This is a genomic window from Photobacterium arenosum (assembly GCF_014841115.1).
Lineage (GTDB): Bacteria > Pseudomonadota > Gammaproteobacteria > Enterobacterales > Vibrionaceae > Photobacterium > Photobacterium arenosum.
Genome location: NZ_JACYTP010000020.1, coordinates 36,875 through 50,362, shown reverse-complemented (window position 1 = coordinate 50,362; position 13,488 = coordinate 36,875). Strand labels below are relative to the sequence as shown.

The 13,488-nt window shown below is 49.8% G+C and carries 12 protein-coding genes; 1 reads left to right on the top strand and 11 read right to left on the bottom strand.

Going from position 1 to position 13,488, the window contains the following annotated elements:
• Positions 1 to 197 precede the first annotated feature (197 nt).
• The 10 genes from IFO68_RS20915 to IFO68_RS20870 form a co-directional block, all read right to left on the bottom strand.
• The gene (locus tag IFO68_RS20915) at positions 198 to 1,241 is read right to left on the bottom strand and encodes an FAD-binding oxidoreductase (protein WP_192017712.1); all 1,044 of its coding nucleotides are present in this window, start codon (positions 1,239 to 1,241) and stop codon (positions 198 to 200) included.
• A 62-nt stretch (positions 1,242 to 1,303) separates the two neighbouring features.
• Positions 1,304 to 2,965 carry a hydroxylamine reductase gene (gene hcp, locus IFO68_RS20910; protein WP_192017711.1) on the bottom strand — a complete coding sequence of 554 codons (1,662 nt, stop codon included), beginning with the start codon at positions 2,963 to 2,965 and terminating at the stop codon, positions 1,304 to 1,306.
• Positions 2,966 to 3,139: 174 nt separating this feature from the next.
• Positions 3,140 to 4,669: a nitric oxide reductase transcriptional regulator NorR gene (gene norR, locus IFO68_RS20905; protein ID WP_192017710.1), complete on the bottom strand. Its 1,530-nt coding sequence runs from the start codon at positions 4,667 to 4,669 to the stop codon at positions 3,140 to 3,142.
• A gap of 258 nt (positions 4,670 to 4,927) precedes the next feature.
• Positions 4,928 to 6,904, bottom strand: coding sequence for a BCCT family transporter (locus IFO68_RS20900; RefSeq protein ID WP_192017709.1), 1,977 nt, complete (start codon positions 6,902 to 6,904; stop codon positions 4,928 to 4,930).
• A gap of 394 nt (positions 6,905 to 7,298) precedes the next feature.
• The gene (locus tag IFO68_RS20895) at positions 7,299 to 7,910 is read right to left on the bottom strand and encodes a DUF1190 family protein (RefSeq protein WP_192017708.1); all 612 of its coding nucleotides are present in this window, start codon (positions 7,908 to 7,910) and stop codon (positions 7,299 to 7,301) included.
• An 11-nt stretch (positions 7,911 to 7,921) separates the two neighbouring features.
• Positions 7,922 to 8,338, bottom strand: coding sequence for a DUF350 domain-containing protein (locus IFO68_RS20890; RefSeq protein ID WP_192017707.1), 417 nt, complete (start codon positions 8,336 to 8,338; stop codon positions 7,922 to 7,924).
• A gap of 43 nt (positions 8,339 to 8,381) precedes the next feature.
• Positions 8,382 to 9,017, bottom strand: a complete 636-nt coding sequence (locus tag IFO68_RS20885) for a YjfK family protein (protein WP_192017706.1) — start codon at positions 9,015 to 9,017, stop codon at positions 8,382 to 8,384.
• 17 nt (positions 9,018 to 9,034) lie between these two features.
• Positions 9,035 to 10,063: a potassium channel family protein gene (locus tag IFO68_RS20880; protein WP_192017705.1), complete on the bottom strand. Its 1,029-nt coding sequence runs from the start codon at positions 10,061 to 10,063 to the stop codon at positions 9,035 to 9,037.
• Between the two features lie 68 nt (positions 10,064 to 10,131).
• Positions 10,132 to 10,818 carry a PspA/IM30 family protein gene (locus IFO68_RS20875; protein WP_192017704.1) on the bottom strand — a complete coding sequence of 229 codons (687 nt, stop codon included), beginning with the start codon at positions 10,816 to 10,818 and terminating at the stop codon, positions 10,132 to 10,134.
• On the bottom strand, positions 10,815 to 11,213 hold the full coding sequence (locus IFO68_RS20870) for a DUF2170 family protein (RefSeq protein ID WP_192017703.1): 399 nt from the start codon (positions 11,211 to 11,213) through the stop codon (positions 10,815 to 10,817). Before IFO68_RS20870 ends, IFO68_RS20875 begins: the two co-directional genes overlap by 4 nt.
• A gap of 368 nt (positions 11,214 to 11,581) precedes the next feature.
• Here IFO68_RS20870 and IFO68_RS20865 point away from each other — a divergent pair, with 368 nt between their 5' ends.
• Positions 11,582 to 12,574: a hypothetical protein gene (locus IFO68_RS20865; protein ID WP_192017702.1), complete on the top strand. Its 993-nt coding sequence runs from the start codon at positions 11,582 to 11,584 to the stop codon at positions 12,572 to 12,574.
• A gap of 14 nt (positions 12,575 to 12,588) precedes the next feature.
• Here IFO68_RS20865 and IFO68_RS20860 read toward each other — a convergent pair whose 3' ends face one another.
• A complete protein-coding gene (locus IFO68_RS20860; RefSeq protein ID WP_192017701.1) occupies positions 12,589 to 13,488 on the bottom strand; it encodes a LysR substrate-binding domain-containing protein in 900 nt (299 codons plus the stop codon).

Below are 13,488 nucleotides of genomic sequence, written 5' to 3'. Positions count from 1 at the left end.
GCCAATAGAAACATTAGAGGATGGGAAATCAATCTGGGCAGAGAAGAATCTAGCTCAGATATAATCTGACAGGCACCGAGTTGAAAAGTGGGTAACTGTCAGATCAGGTCTGAATTAGTACAAGTCACAGTTATGAGCTGTATTATGCCAGCGGTGCTTACAGTCAGTGACGTCGATTCTGGCTGGCCTGAACGCTTTCAGCCAATTTGTACGTCTAAGTCTGATTGAATTGTTGAAGAACAGGCCAGTACATAGCCTTGTTCAATTTCTTCGGGTGTGAGCGTTTCTTGGCTGGTTGACGAAACACTGCCCGCTCGCACTTTACATTTACATGAACCGCAAATGCCGCTTCGACATGCCACAATAACCGGCAAACCCGCACCTTCCAAAACGTCTGCCAGAACCTGTCCTTTTCTGGCCTGAATACTTTGAGAAAAGTCTGGAACCGCAACCATTGTGTTTTCATCAGATAGCTGAACATCTTCTCGTGGTGCCGGGGTAAAACTCTCCTGATAAAACTGATTCATATCGAAATCAAGTTGCTTTAAATATTGCTGAGTATCAAGCATGAATTGATTTGGGCCACATAAATAAATGGTACGCTCTTTAAAATCCGGCACGAGTTGAGTTATCCAGTCTGCGTTCAGGCGACCTTGTGGATGAGAAGTGCCATGATTGTTTTTGAGCAGGAGTTCAAGGCGAAAATTTGGATAGATGGCATCCAGCGTTTCCAGCTGATCAAAATAAATCGTTTCTTCCGGGCTGCGGGCAATATGCAGAAATGCGATATCAACATTGTCCCGGTTATTTAACCAGTATGCTGCCATTGAGAAGACAGGAGTCACCCCGCAGCCAGCACTGATGAGCAGAGCTTTTGCGTGCCCGTTGATTGTTTGTGGCGGATGATCGATACAGTTAAAATCACCCGCTGGAGGCAGGGCCTGAACTGTGTCTCCTGGTAATAAGGAATCGATAATGTAGTTAGAGACCTTGCCGCCTGCCACACGCTTAATTGTGAGTTGAAGGTGCTCATCTTCGACAGCAGAGCTGATGGAATAAGCGCGAAACTCCATTTTTCCAGCAATTTCGACGCCCAGATTAATAAACTGTCCTGGTTTGAATTGAAATAGCAGTGACTCACTGAGTTCAGACAGCCTGATACTGACAGCATCGTGAGTTTCTGCATATTTGCCAACGCAGCGGAGCGTTACAGCCTGATTAGCTTGCCATTCAAAAAACATAGTCATCTCTTGGTTGTGGTAGATAAAGCCCCTGAGGCGGGGCTTATTGACGTCGACTTGTATTACGCGGCCAGAATTGTTTTCAGATCTTCCTGAACATTGCCAATGCTGCGCATATCAAATTTTTCTTGCATAACTGCAATCAGGTTCGGCGTAAGAAATGCCGGTGCGGTCGGGCCGGTATAAATACCTTTCACACCGAGTGCAAACAGTGTTAACAGGACAACAATTGCCTTTTGCTCAAACCACGAAAGCACCAGTGTCAGCGGTAGATCATTGATACTACATTCGAATTCACTTGCCAAAGCTAAGGCGAGCTGGATTGCTGAGTAGGCATCGTTGCACTGGCCTACATCCAGTAAACGGGGAATGCCGTTGATCTCGCCAAAGGTGTTTTTGTTGAAACGGAACTTGCCGCAGGCCAGCGTCAGGATCAGTGTGTCTTCCGGTGCTTCTGCTGTGAAATCGGTGTAATAACTGCGTTCCGCTTTGTCGCCGTCGCAGCCACCCACAAGGAAGAAATGTCTGATGTTGCCTTGTTTGACTTGATCGATAACAGCCGGCGCAGCATTCATTAATGCATTGCGACCAAAACCGACTGTAATATGATGCTCGATTTCATCATGCCGGAAGCCCGGCAGAGCCAGTGCGCATTCAATAACTTGACTGAAGTCATCCCCTTCAATGTGACTTACGCCTGGCCAGCCTACAATACTGCGTGTGAAAAGACGGTCTGCATAATGGCCCAGATTTGGATTGAGCAGGCAGTTTGAAGTCATCACGATAGCGCCGGGGAAGTTTGCAAACTCTTTCTGCTGGTTCTGCCATGCACTGCCGTAGTTACCAACCAGATGGGCGTATTTTTTCAGCTCCGGGTAGCCATGCGCGGGGAGCATCTCACCATTGGTGTACACCTTGACGCCTTTCCCTTCGGTTTGCTGCAGGATTTTTTCAAGGTCATGCAAATCATGACCGGAGACCAGAATGCATTTTCCTTTGACGGGTTTGACGTTTACAGTGCTTGGTTCTGGGTGCCCGAACGTGGATGTTTCCCCGTGGTCAAGCATCTCCATGACTTTGTAGTTCATAAGGCCAATACGCATGGAGCAATTAAGCAGTGCGTTCAGATCGTCTGGGTCCGTCCCCAGCCAGGCCATGATTTCATGATATTCCGTGTAAATTTCATTGCTTGTCTGTTCAAGTACGCGAGCGTGCTCCATGTAAGCGGCAGCGCCTTTCAGGCCATAAAGGCATAACAGGCGAAGACCGATGACATCTTCGTGAAGCTTATCCTTACCGCGGTTTACCGCAACCTGAGGTGCGAACGCAATGACTTCTTCGGCTGTCTGCGGTAGTTCGAAGGTTGCGACGGCAGGCAGTTCTGAAATGGGCTGGTTTGCCAATCTCGCCGTCGCGGTGACGGCTGTCTTCAGTCGTAATTTGTAGGATTCGGCTTGGGAGGTCAGGTCCAGAATGCGATCAGGGTCAAAGTTAACATTTGTCAGTGTTGAGAAGAATGCCTTTGGTGCCCATTGGTTGATTTCGTTATCAATGATGCCGGATTCGAGGGCTTTTGTTGCCCAAAAAGAAACGCCTTGCAGTATGTAGACCAGCACATCTTGCAGATCAGAGACTTCGGCCGTTTTACCGCACATCCCTTGTGCAAACGAACAGCCTTTGATCGCAGGGGTTTGAAGTGTCTGTTCGCATTGAATACAGAACATATTGGGTTCTCCAGTGATTTTAGCCAGACTTGGTTTTGTCTCTCACCAGAGTGCACGATGTGTGCCATATATTAAATTGTTGATTTTATTGTGATTTAATGGTTTTTAAAAATTAAATGTTGTGATAACAACAACAGGCGCGATGTCTTAATGACATCCAGGCTGGCTCGGTTGCTATCGGTTAATTCCAAGTTTTCTGCCCATGCGATAGAGGTTTCCCCGATCCATCTGTAAAAACTCGGCAGCTTTTGCCCATACACGGTTCGTTTTGTTTAATGCGTGCTCAATCAAATCCTTCTGATAGTCCTCAATCAGTTCACGCATCGGCTGGCTTGTGGCCGGTAGGTGATGTGATGTGTTTTTGACATCGCTTAAGGTAAGAGACGCATCAAAGTGATTGAGCATGATGGTGCTTGAACCTTGCTGGATAGCGTATAAAGCAGCCCGCGTGAGTGTGTGCTCTAATTCACGAACGTTGCCATACCAGGGGAAAAACTCAAAATGTGCCAGTACCTTCGGGTGAACATGGAGGTTGGGTGTATTGAACTGTTGACGCACTTTTTCCAGTAAATATCCGGCTAGTACAGGGATATCGCCGTCTCGGGTGCGCAGTGGCGGGACGTGGATGGGAAATACATTCAAACGATGAAACAAGTCTGCCCTGAAGGTGCCGTCTTCCACCTCTTTTTCAAGCTGTCGGTTGGTTGCAGCTATGATGCGAACATTCACCACCAAGTGTTGATCACTGCCTACCCGCTGTAACTCGCCCTGCTGGATTACACGCAGTAGTTTCGCCTGTAAAATTAAGGGTAATTCACCGACTTCATCCAAGAAAATGGTGCCCCCATCGGCCAGTTCAAACTTACCCGTCCGATGACAGTTTGCGCCAGTAAAAGCCCCTTTGACGTGACCAAACAGTTCACTTTCCGCCAGACCTTCAGGCAGCGCAGCGCAGTTCACATAAATCATTGGTTTGTCGCTGCGATGCGATTGTGCGTGAACGGAATGAGCAACCAACTCTTTACCAGTCCCGGTTTCACCTGTGATTAATACGGCATAATCTGATTGAGCAACTGTGGCTATATTGCTGCGTAGCTGTTTGATTTGCTGGCTGAGACCTATGATTTCCCCGTGCTGGGAGCGTGCTTGCTGGATCAGGGTCTGAGTGACATTTTTCTGCTTTTGGTTTTGTGCTTTCAATGCTCTTAGCTGAGAGATATTACGCAGTGTTGCGGCGGTTAATGCTGCGAAAGTTTCGATGGCTACAGGATCAATATGCTCAAAGGCACCCACAGAGAGTGCATCCATCGTCAGTACGCCTATCAGCTGGCCTTCCACATATAAGCTGAATCCCATGCAATCATGAACGTCGATACACTGGTCTTCTGTGAGTAATGTACCGTCGAAAGGATCCGGCAGTGAGCAATCAGCATCAAAACGGACAGGCTGGTGGCTCTGAATAATAGCGTTGAGCCTTGGATGGGCTTTGGGAAAATAACGCCTTCCTAAGACAGAAGGGGATAAGCCTTTCACTGCAACAGGCGTCAGAAAACCATCTTCATCGAAGATAAACAAACAACAGGCATCACAAGGGAATACTTTTTCAATCGTATCAATGATGGTTTGATACTGTTGTTCATGTGAGCAATTGGAACTGAGGTTTAACGCAATATTCAGCAGAGCTTGATCGATATTCGACGGCATAATGAAACCCGGAAAGCTGTTCTGGATGTCAATGCTAGCAAGATGATGTCATTTGAACATCCCCCAACTCCGGGAGAGTGATGTTTTATTGACGACAATCAACTGCAATGAAAATATTGTTATTCAGATGGAGAAATAGTGAGTTTTCTGTGCTTTCTGTATCTCAGTAATGAAGTAATGACCTCATCCGGTATAAAGGAAAAAGCCAGCACCGTGTTGCGATGCTGGCTTTTTCAGTATTTTCAGAAAGCTGAAACCTTATGACAGGGCCGGCTCTTCCTGAATGTTTTCCGACGTTGCCAGATGCAGGAAGTGCATGTGGCGTTCGTACTGGGTTAACGCATCAGCAATGATCTGTTCCTGGTTGTAACCCATCACATCATATTGCTGGCCGCCCTGTAGCAGGAAGACTTCTGCACGGTAGTAATCGTCATACGATTCGTTAGCATAGGTCGGCAGTGCGAAGTGGCGCAGGCGAATGCCATAGGCAAAATCTTCCACATCTTCTTTCTCAACCACTAACCGGACACGAGACTCATCTAAAACCTGAAGCTTGACAGCCAGACCTTGAAGTTTCATTTCTTCGACCAGGTTTTTTAAAGCCGGTATGGCCGTTGAGGTCATGAAATTCTCAGCTTCATCCTGCTTCGGATGGTTCACCATGGCCGAAATGCGGGACTTCCAGCTCACACTGGCCTGAGTGTACTGCACGCTGGTGTTGTGTGTCTGGATACTGTTTTGCAGCATGTAGTCATTGCGCAGTGCTTTGAACAGGCAGTAACAGAACAGCAGCATCAGAATCATGATAGGGAAGGCACTGGCAATGGTCATGGTTTGCAGGGCAGACAGACCACCCGCAGCCAGCAGCGCAGCGGCCACCACACCTTCAATCACGGCCCAGAAGATACGCTGCCAGACCGGTGGCTCAGCCGCACCGCCTGAGGTCAGGGTATCGATAACCAGCGAGCCTGAGTCGGAGGAACTCACAAAGAAAGTGATCACCAGTGCTACACCTATGACTGACAGTACCGTCGACATAGGCATGTGCTCGAAGAACTTAAACAGGGCAACGGGCACATTTTCACTCACCGCCTGACTCAGATAAGTTGCACCGTGATTCATGATGGCATCGATCGCTGTGTTACCAAAGGCGGTGAACCACAGGAAACCGAACAGCGATGGGATCAGCAGTACGCCCACCAGGAATTCGCGGATTGTACGGCCACGTGAAATACGGGCGATGAACATACCCACAAACGGTGACCAGGACACCCACCAGCCCCAGTACAGTAAGGTCCAGCCACCGATCCAGTCTTCCTTCGGCTCGTATGCATAGAGATTGAAGGTTTTATTGACTATATCGCTCAGGTAGGCCCCGGTGTTCTGCACAAAAGACTTCATGATCAGAGCGGTTGGACCCGCAATGATGACAACGGCCAGCAGCAGAACGGCCAGGAACATATTGATGTTCGACAGACGCTTGATACCTCCGTCCAGGCCCATGACAACGGAGACGGTGGCAATCAGGGTGATGGCGGCAATCAGGAGCACCTGGACTGTGGTGTTTTGTGGCATATCAAACAGATAGTTGAAACCTGCGTTGACCTGCACCACACCAAAGCCTAAAGAGGTAGCCACACCAAACAGCGTACCGATCACGGCAAAAATGTCGATCACATGACCGATAGGGCCATAGATTTTGTCGCCAAGGATAGGGTACAGGGCAGAGCGTGGCAGCAGTGGCAGTTTATGGCGGTACGCAAAGTAGGCCATCGCCAGTGCCACCAGCGCGTAGATCCCCCAGGCATGCAGTCCCCAGTGGAAAAAAGTAATCTTCATGGCTTCACGTGCCGCTTCTACCGATTGTGGATCACCGACCGGGGGAGATGTGAAGTGCATGACTGGCTCTGCGACGCCAAAGAACATCAGGCCAATGCCCATGCCAGCGGAAAACAGCATCGCCAGCCAGGAGCTGTAGCTGTAATCAGGCTCGGAGTGATCGGGCCCAAGTTTGATATCACCCAGGCGGCTGAACATGACCAGAATGAGGAAAATCAAAAAGATGGCTACAGCCAGGATGTAGATCCAGCTAGCCTGTGTGATGATCCAGCCTTGAATGTTTTTAAAATAGGATTCCATGGCTTGCGGCCACATCACACCTATAAAAGAGAGCGCGGCAATGAAAATTGCCGAGGTAAAAAATACCGGTTTATTTAAATCTGACTTAATTTCCATAAATCCTTCAAATCTTACGGTTGCTATGTCCGATTAGGGGAGCGCCATGATAGTGGCAGAGGCCTTAGTGAAAATTGATGTAGATCAATTTAACGGACAGTGAAATAGGCCATGTTGGACGCAAAATACTGCGTCCAGACCTCATGTAAAGCAGGTATTTCAGATTTTCTGCTTATGAAAAACGTGAGGATATTATCAATATTTTGCTTAGTGTTCAAAGTGTGATCTTGGTCTGTTTTTGCGTTTATGCTCTAAGTGTTAATATATATTGTTGTTTATTAAGGAAAATATATCAGTTTGGGGGTGGCTGATAAAAATTCGTGGACGATTGTTTTGAGCTGTAAGTTTTAATGAAAAGAGCGCCTGTCGGCGCTCTGGATCAAGTCGGAACCTATTATCCCCCCCAGCTCCGGCTGGAAGAGCTGCCCCAACTGGATTTTGCTGCAGCACTGGAGCCAAAGCCCCCGCGCGAGATGGTGCGGCTGACGGTAGGCTTGGGTTTCATCTGCTCCGGGCCGACTTTGATCTTTGACTTTTTATAGCGGTATGAACCGTAGTCGTAGCCGTCGGAAGTGGTCCAGCGGCCGTAATAACGGCTGCCCGGATAGTAGGAGCTGAACATTGGCTGGCTGTAGTAACCGCGGTTACTGTCCAGCAATCGGGCAAACATAAAGCCGGCCATTGCAGGCATGAACCAGTTGTTTTCCGTTGATTTCATGCAAGAGTTCGTTCCGAACTCAGTGGTACACTCTTGCAAGTTTTTGTATTTCGGTGCCGTGCGCTCAGCTTCCTTGAGTGCATTCTGATAGGCCGCTTCACACTGTTCGGAATAGCCCGGGTTGTCATCTTTACAGTCATTGACCGTATGGTAGATCACGGCATCTTCCTGCGGATCGCTGCAACCTGTCAGCAATCCCGCTGTAATGGCAGCGGTAACAGGCGCAATGGCAAAGGGACGCCATTGTTTTCGCATGCCGGAAAGATTGACGTCTTTAGTCCGTTTCATGACAGTCCCCCTTAATAGGTCATGCAGGCCGCATTGAGCAGGCCAACTGACACTGAGGTGGCAGCCATCAGCAGGCCGGCAGGAATTTCTCCCGCTTCAATGCGCTCGGCAATACGGGGCATGAAACCAACCCGGACAATCACATAGGCAAGCATCTGCGCCAGTAATGCCACGACACCCCAGATAGCAAAGTCAATGAAGTTCACTGAGTTGCTGGCAGCACCAGAAATCGCCAGTGCGTAACCCAGAATTGAACCGGCAAGGGTAATGGCTGCTGCGGTGTTTTTTTCTTCTTTGACCAGTTTCCATTCGTCATAAGGAGTAATGCGGACAAAGATGACTTTGAACAGCATTAAGAACACGATAGAGATAGCAAAATAAGCGACAAATGAGCCTAGCCCGGCGAGTGATTGTGTCAAAAGATCCATGGAAATCCCTGAAATTATAAATGTTTAGTGGTTATTATCTGACTCAGCCAATAAGTTTAAAATCTGTCGGGCTGAGGTCAAATCCTGTGCTCAACACCAGGCTGCGTTCAGCTCTGTTGTTGAATATTTTCTCTTCTGCAGACACCAGAAGCACTTCTTTCATCCCGGCTTCTGCGTCTCGCTCGTACACCATGACAAACTGATCGGTAGAGCTGGCCGTCCCGTTCTGCAGCCAGGTTTTCTCTGTCATAGCAACAGGGCGACTGTTTTCCCACACTTGTTGATAAGTGAAGTCTTCCAGTTGCCACTGGCCTTTGACTATCCCTTTGTCCAGTAAATGCTGCCATTCACTGTCTGTATCGACAGGTTTGCTGTCATAGAAGTAAAACAGTTTTACCTCGCTGACATCAGCATCACCGGCACCGTGGGTCAGCACCTGAACAAAGCCTTCGTCATCGGTGTAATAGCGTACCAGGCGTGTTTGTTCGTCCAGCCAGACTTCCCCGACAGCCTGGATGAGCTGGGTACGCGCAGCCCCTTCAATCATCAGAGACGGTTCGGTAAGACGCAGTTTCAAATCATCCAGCTCAAAGGCACCGCCTAAACGAAGACCGATGAGCTCGGGGGCTGTCGGCTCAGTGGTTGCGGCTTGCTTGCGTTTTTTTAACCAGTCGAACATAGCTACTCCTTGCCGGTTTAAGACGGCCAGTTGAAATCATTGACACGTTCATCGGCGATATAGAACAGGTTGGCACCGGGCAATACGGCCAGATCCAGCGGTGGATTCAATTCCACACCCAGCCCGCGATCAATGGCTATCAGAGTGGCCTCGTGTTCTTCTTTGAACAGGGTAAACAGTCGGCTGACTTGTGTCGGGGAAGCGGTCTCAGGAAAGCGTACCGCATACTGGGTCATGCCGTGATGGGTACTCAGCAGTTCATGGTGAAGCTCGCTGGAACCCGGATCGACAGCGGCCTTGGCCAGCATTTCCACCGCCACGGACGGAATACATTCGGCTTTGGGGCAATGTGATTTCAGCAAGTCGCTCAGTCCTTCATCCGTGAAGTAGGCGAGCAAATGCGCATCGGGATTGCGGCTTGAACAATACAGTGCCGCCGCCAGCGTCACATCGTCTTGCTCGTTATCTATGATGATACAGCTTGCTGTGCTGACACCGGCTTTGTCCATGTCAGCGGTGTCAGTAAAGCTGACAACACGTACAAAATCAATCTCACCCGGCAACGGGTTTTCCATTTCAGGGCGCACGCACAGCACAATGTGGCGACGCTGTCGTTCTTCGTGCTGCAGCATTTTAATCAGGTGCAAGGTTCGCTGGTTATTCCAGCCGAGTACCAGAATATGGTTCTCCACGTTAATTCTCCGTTTTCCGAGCAAGCCACTTTTCCAATAGCTAATAAATTGCGTAGCCAGGCGGCCAATCCCGATGGCGAACAGACCCAAACCGCCCGGAATGACGAACAGGGCGACCACCCACTTTCCGGCTTGAGTTGCCGGGGAATAATCACCGTAGCCGACGGTAGAAGCCGTCACGACAAGATAGTAGAAAAAGTGAGTTAATGAGTGTGTAAGCGCCTGCTCACCCGCAAGTTCAAGAAGTAGCCAGGATAAGCCGACATAGCACAGCAGCGTAATGAGCAGATTTCGGCCATTGAGTTGATTGAATTGTTGATGGGCCCAACGGCGGACCAACAACCAGATAGACATGCATTTCTCCTCAATCCTAAGGGCTGAGCAGCCACAGCAATGACCTCAGCCCCCGGAGTTACCGCTTATTATCGACCAAGAATGCGTGCCAGTTCATCTTCGGCAGAGGCTGTGCCCCCGCTCTTGATTCCGGCGTCGGCCAGTTTCTTGTCCAGCGCACTGCCTGATTGTTCGGCTGCCATTTCCGCAGAAGCTTCCAGCTGAGCGGCTTTTTCTGCCTGACGCTGCTTGATACGCTCCAGCGACGAAGCTGCGGTATGCATTTTGGCATTGGCACCAACATGACCGGATGACACCGCAGACTGCGCTTTTTGCACCGCTTCATTGGCTTTTACAACATCCACTTGTTGCTCTAGCTGACGAAGTTTATCTTTGGCCTGGGCGATGTTGGTTCTCAGTGTCTGCTCGGATTGAGTGAACTGATCCAGATACGTCTGTTCTGCCTGCTGTTCATTGCGCAGGTTGGCGACTTTCTGTGCACATTCCAGCGCTAAGTCCTGCTGGCCTTTTTCCATCGCGTTACGGGCATAGGCTTCGTATTCGGTGAGCCCCAGATTAAAGCTTTCCACTTTTTGCTGAGACAGTTTACGTTTGGCTACTATGCCAACCAGTGCCTCATCAGAGCGGCGCAGTTCCGCTTTGGCTTCACGGATTTCCTGATCGAGAATACGCAGCGCCTGGCTGTCTGCGACGGCTTCTGCGGCTTCGTTGGCACCGCCTTTCATTGCGGTGAAGAGTTTTTTCCAGACACTCATGCCGTTTGCTCCTTGAGGAAGTCCTGGTACAAATCAATAAAGGCTTCAACATTACGGAAAAGCGTGGCGACTTCAATCACAACGCTTTCTGCTTTTGACTGGGAAGACAGTGAACCAAAGGCAACGTAATAGTCATTGCCGTTGATCGCGTTGATACCTATGGTCGACAGCGGGAACATTTTATGTGTACGCAGTATTTCACGGTTCAGTGCATCGGTGTCTTTCACCTGTCCGGCGTCAAACAATAAGACTTCAACCAGAATCTGCTCACCTGAAACCGCCAGAAAAGCTTCAATGTTGTCTTCATTATGGATCAGTAACGCCTGACCCTGTACGTCGACCTCCCAACCGTCATGGTCAGACAGCAGGGGAGCCAGATCGGAGAGTTGCCACATAGTCAGCATCCTTAGATTTAGAAAAAATACATCTGTTATACAGTCGCACAAAAGCATTCGACTGTTGCCACCTGATGAAGTTCCTGACTGGTGATGATACAGGACAGGAACATAAAGGTGCCGTTGAGTGCTCTAATATAGGTTAAATGAGCGACTGAGTATGCCCTTCTGCTCATAATTGAATGCGGGTTTTGCCTTTTATCGTGTGATTTTGTGATACGTACCTGAAGAAACAAGGTGTTATTTATTCCGGCGAATCTATCGCGGCACTGGTTCAGCGAGCGTAACGGTCAGAGCCGCAAATAATAGTACCCGCATGAAGGCTATACTTAGCACAATCTCCTGGTGCTGATTGCTGAGTTGTCGCCATGACCAAAAAAAATCTGTTGTTAAGGTTCATACTGCCGCTGTTGCTCGCTATGATCCTGGGTGCTGTTGTACTTAATATTTACACCCATAACACCCGCCCGGCTGAGTTGCACCTTTCCGGCATTGAACTGGCGCCGTTTTCGGGCGAAAAGTCGGTGTTCCTTTTGCCCGAACTGATCATCATGAGTCAGAAAGAGTATAACGCCCTGATTGCTGAGCGAGAGGCGTCGACTGAACAAGATCCCATGTCTGGTGAGTGCCAGCGCTGGTCAGCCATCATGCCTCCCTGGTTATTATGCGGCGATCCCGGTTACCTTCAGCATACGGATCAGATGAAGCAGTTTGCCTCTCCCTCTCAGTTGGTGGTTGAAGGGCTGCTACAGGCGAATACGCGCCAGAATGCGCTGTACATATACCATATCAAACGTGATCCGGACGCCAAAGGCAGTTTGCTGTCACGGCTGGATATTTATATCCATGATGACGGTGAGCAGCATTACTACCGCTACGACGAGCAGGGAAAGTTATCCAACCTGCCTTTGAGTGATTTACCCCAACCTGTGGCTTATATAGAAGATGAGGTGAATGCCGGGTTGCAGCCCACACTGCGTTTCAGCTTTACCAACAGCGGAGCAAGGGAGGCGACCCTGAATACTGTGCGCAGTGAGCGGGTATTTGTTGTCACGTCCCCGGCCCAGACGGGTTATCCCGGCGAGCATGTACCGCCAAGGCTCACGGTTCCCGCACAAGGGATGAGCCTGGGGCCGGAGAATGATGAGACTGTGATTCTGGCCGAGCCTGTCGTACTTCAGCATCAGCAGGACAAAGCGCTGGAAATCCCCCTCAACATTTTAGATCTCGGTCAGGGGGATTCTCCCGGCTATGTACTGGTGCGCTTTTATCTGGATTATTTCGATGGCGCTGAAAATCAGTCAATGCTGTTAGGCAACTTCCTGTTCTCAGATTACCTGCTGCTGGCGGAAGAAGAGTAATCAGTGCCAGTGTTTTATGCACTGGCCAGCCGGAATTCATGATGCAGCCAGGCCCGCAGCGTCAATACGCTTTCCTGAACAAGCTTCTCTTTCTGGCAGACAAAATAGTAGGACTGGTATGGATTGCGCACCGACGGGCCGATTTCTGTCAGCAGTCCCTGCCTGATTTCATCTCTGACAAACAGGCGATGAGTGACCAAAATACCCAATCCCCTCAGCGTTGCCTGCACCGCCTGGATCGAAGCGGTAAAGCAAAGGTTGTGGCGCTGTGCCGGCACCGGCAGCTGATTGGCCTGACACCAGATTTGCCAGTCGTTCTCACGCCTTGGGTTGGTGACAAAAATGGGGTGATGGGCCGACAGCATGGCGTCTGCGCTGAGAGCACTGCCGGTATCGATGAGTGACGGCGCGCAAACCAGGATCAATTGGTCGTCACCGAGTTTTTCGCAATGATAGCCTTGCCAGTCATCCGAACGGCCGTGGATCAAAGCAACGTCTACCCCCTCTTTGTCGAGATCAAACACATGGGTCAGGGTAGAAATACGAATATCAATCTGAGGCGCCAGAGCCTGAAAATCGGGCACTCTGGGGATCCACCAGTGCAGCGCCAGCGAGTTCACCATGTTCAGTGTCAGCCGGTGCGGGTTCTGCTGCTGCAAGGCTTCACCGGCTGACACTATCTGTTCGAGTGCCGGAGCCACCTGGCGGTAATATTTGCGGCCATTTCGGTTCAGCTCCACCCGGCGGCCCACCCGCTGGAACAACGGCAGGCCAAGCTGGTTTTCCAGTGACTTTATCGCCTGGCTGATAGCCGAATGACTGACATGCAGGACTTCAGCGGCGTCAGTCATGCTGCCCGTTTCTGCCACTGCTACAAAAGCATAGAGTGATTTCAGTGCTACGAGTTTTCTCAT

Excerpts from the sequence above, each read along its gene's own strand:
- IFO68_RS20870 (WP_192017703.1), bottom strand. The coding sequence starts at position 11,213 with ATGTGGCAACTCTCCGATCTGGCTCCCCTGCTGTCTGACCATGACGGT.
- IFO68_RS20885 (WP_192017706.1), bottom strand. The coding sequence starts at position 9,017 with ATGTTCGACTGGTTAAAAAAACGCAAGCAAGCCGCAACCACTGAGCCG.
- hcp (WP_192017711.1), bottom strand. The coding sequence starts at position 2,965 with ATGTTCTGTATTCAATGCGAACAGACACTTCAAACCCCTGCGATCAAA.
- norR (WP_192017710.1), bottom strand. The coding sequence starts at position 4,669 with ATGCCGTCGAATATCGATCAAGCTCTGCTGAATATTGCGTTAAACCTC.
- IFO68_RS20860 (WP_192017701.1), bottom strand. The coding sequence starts at position 13,488 with ATGAGAAAACTCGTAGCACTGAAATCACTCTATGCTTTTGTAGCAGTG.
- IFO68_RS20875 (WP_192017704.1), bottom strand. The coding sequence starts at position 10,818 with ATGAGTGTCTGGAAAAAACTCTTCACCGCAATGAAAGGCGGTGCCAAC.
- IFO68_RS20890 (WP_192017707.1), bottom strand. The coding sequence starts at position 8,338 with ATGGATCTTTTGACACAATCACTCGCCGGGCTAGGCTCATTTGTCGCT.
- IFO68_RS20880 (WP_192017705.1), bottom strand. The coding sequence starts at position 10,063 with ATGTCTATCTGGTTGTTGGTCCGCCGTTGGGCCCATCAACAATTCAAT.
- IFO68_RS20900 (WP_192017709.1), bottom strand. The coding sequence starts at position 6,904 with ATGGAAATTAAGTCAGATTTAAATAAACCGGTATTTTTTACCTCGGCA.
- IFO68_RS20895 (WP_192017708.1), bottom strand. The coding sequence starts at position 7,910 with ATGAAACGGACTAAAGACGTCAATCTTTCCGGCATGCGAAAACAATGG.
- IFO68_RS20865 (WP_192017702.1), top strand. The coding sequence starts at position 11,582 with ATGACCAAAAAAAATCTGTTGTTAAGGTTCATACTGCCGCTGTTGCTC.
- IFO68_RS20915 (WP_192017712.1), bottom strand. The coding sequence starts at position 1,241 with ATGTTTTTTGAATGGCAAGCTAATCAGGCTGTAACGCTCCGCTGCGTT.